We start from the raw sequence: 3,622 nt of genomic DNA on the forward strand, positions 1-3,622 counted from the left end.
CCCGGAGCCAGAGGTTGCCAAGCTGGAGCTTGATCTTTTAGAGTTACTGAACAAAACTGACATAGGAACAATGGGCTATGGGGGCAATGTATCGGTATTAGATGTGCATATAGAGTATGCATCAAGACATCCGGCATCGTTGCCGGTAGGCATAGTGACACAGTGCTGGGCTGACCGCAGAGCTACCATAAAGGTTGATAAAATTGGAAATATAGACTCAAATTATCGCCCGGCGAGGAAATAATAAACAGGAGTGTGAATAAAAATGGAAATGCATATTAAGGTTCCGGATCAGATTGATAATATTGTAAAGTTGAAGGTTGGAGACATATTATATGTTACAGGCAAGATATTTACGGCAAGAGATGAAGCACATGTACATATGTTAGAACTTGCCGAAAAAAAAGAGAAGATCGCTTTTGATCCATCAAAAATGGTGATGTACCATTGTGGCCCTATAGTCAAAAAAGATCCAGACTGGAAAGTGGTATCTGCAGGTCCTACCACCTCTGCTCGAATGGATCTATTTGAAAAAGAGTTCATGGATTATTATAAAACCCGGATCTTTGTAGGAAAAGGTGGGATGGGAGAACGTACTGCAGAAGCATTGAAAAAAATAAAAGGCATATATGCAACATATACTGGTGGTGCAGGAGCTCTAGCAGCAGTTTCTTTTAAAAAAGTTGAAAACGTGTACTGGCTTGAAGAGCTCGGGGCGCCAGAGGCAGTATGGATCTTGGATGCTGTTGAATTTGGGCCTTTAATAGTTTCTATAGATAGCAACGGAGATAACTGGAACGCAATAATGCGCAAAAAAACAGATCAAAAAAAGGCAGATATATTTAAGATAATAGATTCACAATGATATTGATCAAAAACGCTGCACAGATAGTTTCGGCATCCGGATCAGCGCCGAAAACAGGATCAGCCATGCGAAATATAGATGTTATCACTGATTCTGATATATTAATAAAAGATGATAAGATTTTAAAAATTGGTAGGAACATAGATGCTAATGGTGCCGAGATCATAGACGCTAAAAACAGGATTGTAATGCCCGGTTTTGTTGACGCGCACACACATTTAGTATTTTCTGGGACCAGAGAATTTGAGGTGGAGTTAAAAAGAACTGGAAAGAGCTATCTTGAGATACAGAATAGTGGCGGAGGAATAAACTATACTGTGAAAAAAACAAGAGCTGCGAGCAAAGCATCGTTGAAAGAGGAGGCACGGGAAAGAATAAAAAATATGGTAATCCATGGTACTACTACAGCAGAAGCAAAAAGCGGTTATGGGCTAAACTATAAGACAGAGAGAAAGATACTTGAAGCTGTAAACGAACTGAATGGAGAATTAATAGAGCTTGTACCGACATTTCTAGGTGCGCATTTAGTTCCTGAAGAGTTCGAAGCAGAAGAGTATATTGACTATCTTGTGTCATATATGCCAAAACTTGCAAAACTTGCAAGATTCATAGACGTGTTCTGTGATAAAGGTGCTTTCAATACTGCACAGACTAAAAGGTATCTTGATGCAGGAATTGAAAATGGCATGGTTCCAAAACTGCATGCTGATGAATTAAGCTACATTGGTTGCTCCAAGCTTGCGACCGAGATCAAGGCGATATCTGCGGATCATCTGCTGAAAACGCCAGAGAATATCATAAGAAAAATGAGCATCAATAAGACAATTGCAGTATTAATGCCTGCCACACCATATATGCTTTTTAGTAGAGAGTATGCAGATGCCAGAAAATTTATAGAAAATAATGTGTCAGTAGCACTGGGTACGGATCTTAACCCAAACTGTTACAATGAAAATATGCAGATGGTAATCAGTCTCGCGCTTACACAGATGAAGATGAGCATTGAAGAAACCATAACTGCATCCACGCTTAATGCGGCCAGCGCCATAGGAATGGCTGATAAGATAGGTACTTTAGAGGTTGGAAAACAGGCAGACATTATTATTTTAAATGTGCCTGATTACAGGTTTCTGGGGTACCACTTTGGTGTAAATCTGGTCAATGATGTAATAAAAAAAGGAAAGGTAATTGTCAAAGATCAAAAACTTCAATACTTATAAAATCCTTCGCCAGACTTTCTGCCTAATTTCCCGGCAGCCACCATTTTCTTTAATAGGGGACATGGGCTGTATTTTTGGTTTCCAAAGTCTCGGTACAACACATTCATTATGTCAAGACATACATCCAAACCGATCAGATCTGCAAGTTCTAACGGGCCCATCGGCATATTAAATCCTAGCTTGGCAATGGAATCTATGGACTCTTTTGTGGCAATGTTTTCTTGCAGAGTATAGATACCCTCATTTATAAACGGCATCAAAATCCTGTTTGCAACAAACCCCGGGTAATCAGATACAAGCACAGGAACTTTGCCAACTTTCTTTGCAAAGTCTGTTACTTTCATTATCGTATCATCAGAAGTGCCCAGTCCTCTTACTATCTCTACTAGTTTTAAAACTGGAACGGGATTGAAGAAATGCATACCTACTACATTTTCAGGTCTGTCTGTAAAAGAGCCTAACTGCGTGATAGAGATTGAAGAGGTATTGGAAGCAAGTATTGCCTGCCTGTTCGCAATTTCATTGAGCTTTTTAAATAACTTCTTTTTTTCTTCAATATTCTCTATTATTGCCTCCACAACAAGATCTGCATCTTTTGCAACATTCAGATCGGTAGTGTACATAATTCTGTTCAACGCTTCATCCACAGAGCCAATTACTGCACCTTTGCTAGACATCTTTTCCAAGTTTTTCTTTATTTTGATCCTGGCATTATCCAGATACTTCTGATCCACATCTAGTAGGAATACAGAAAAATCATTTGCTGCAAACACTGTAGCAATACCATGTCCCATTGTTCCAGCTCCAAACACCACAATTTTTTCTTTTTGCATTTTATTTCACCTTCACATTTTTAGATTTTCTATAAGCATAGAAACTGCATTTCCGCCACCCAAGCATAGAGAAGCAATACCATATCTTTTTTTGTAATGGATCAGGTTATATATCAACGTGGTTAACACTCTTGCACCACTTGCACCTAAAGGATGTCCTAGAGCCACAGCACCTCCGTTCACATTGAATTTATCGTCAGGGATATTCAATGCTTTTTTCACAGCTACGCTAGCAGATGCATAAGCCTCATTGTGTTCGAACAGATCTATGTCTTCAACTTTAAATCCTGTTTTTTCTAATAGTTTTTTAATGCCGGGTATAGGTGCTTCCATAACATATAGCGGATCTACTCCCACAGAGTTATATCCTATAATCTTCATGAGCGGCTCGATGTCAAGCTCCCTAGCTTTATCATCGGACATAACAGCCAAAGCGCCGGCACCATCGCTAAGCTGTGAAGCATTACCGGCAGTAACAAACTTACCATCTTTCGCCACGGTTTTTAATTTTAATAACTTTTCAATAGTAGTGTCTGGTCTAATCCCCTCATCTGTGTTAATCACAGCATTTGAGACTTTAACAGGAATAATCTCATCTGCAAACAGACCATTGACAGTAGCTTTATTAGCTTTCATATGACTTTGATATGCAAATTCATCAATCTCTTCTCTAGTAAGTTTGTATTTCTCTGCTATGACTTCCC

5 protein-coding genes are annotated in these 3,622 nt (G+C 39.1%); 3 read left to right on the forward strand and 2 right to left on the reverse strand.

What is annotated here, in order from left to right:
* The 3 genes from QXQ25_04620 to hutI form a co-directional block, all read left to right on the forward strand.
* Positions 1–244 (forward strand): fumarate hydratase (locus tag QXQ25_04620; protein MEM0160989.1); only part of this gene is annotated, 244 nt, incomplete at its 5' end.
* A 21-nt stretch (positions 245–265) separates the two neighbouring features.
* Complete coding sequence (locus tag QXQ25_04625; protein ID MEM0160990.1) at positions 266–865, forward strand: FumA C-terminus/TtdB family hydratase beta subunit; 600 nt, start codon at positions 266–268, stop codon at positions 863–865.
* A complete protein-coding gene (gene hutI, locus QXQ25_04630; GenBank protein MEM0160991.1) occupies positions 862–2,085 on the forward strand; it encodes an imidazolonepropionase in 1,224 nt (407 codons plus the stop codon). The genes QXQ25_04625 and hutI overlap by 4 nt, the downstream gene beginning before the upstream one ends.
* On the opposite strand, the gene QXQ25_04635 is transcribed toward hutI, so the two are convergent.
* Together QXQ25_04635 and QXQ25_04640 are read right to left on the reverse strand one after the other, a co-directional pair.
* Complete coding sequence (locus tag QXQ25_04635) at positions 2,073–2,918, reverse strand: 3-hydroxyacyl-CoA dehydrogenase NAD-binding domain-containing protein (GenBank protein ID MEM0160992.1); 846 nt, start codon at positions 2,916–2,918, stop codon at positions 2,073–2,075. The genes hutI and QXQ25_04635 overlap by 13 nt on opposite strands.
* Before the next feature lie 12 nt (positions 2,919–2,930).
* Positions 2,931–3,622, reverse strand: a 692-nt coding sequence (locus QXQ25_04640) for a thiolase family protein (protein MEM0160993.1), incomplete at its 5' end; no start/stop codon positions are given.

The sequence above is a fragment of the Thermoplasmata archaeon genome (assembly GCA_038729465.1).
Taxonomy (GTDB): Archaea; Thermoplasmatota; Thermoplasmata; order Thermoplasmatales; family ARK-15; genus JAVRLB01.

Excerpts from the sequence above, each read along its gene's own strand:
- QXQ25_04635 (MEM0160992.1), bottom strand. The coding sequence starts at position 2,918 with ATGCAAAAAGAAAAAATTGTGGTGTTTGGAGCTGGAACAATGGGACAT.
- QXQ25_04625 (MEM0160990.1), top strand. The coding sequence starts at position 266 with ATGGAAATGCATATTAAGGTTCCGGATCAGATTGATAATATTGTAAAG.
- hutI (MEM0160991.1), top strand. The coding sequence starts at position 862 with ATGATATTGATCAAAAACGCTGCACAGATAGTTTCGGCATCCGGATCA.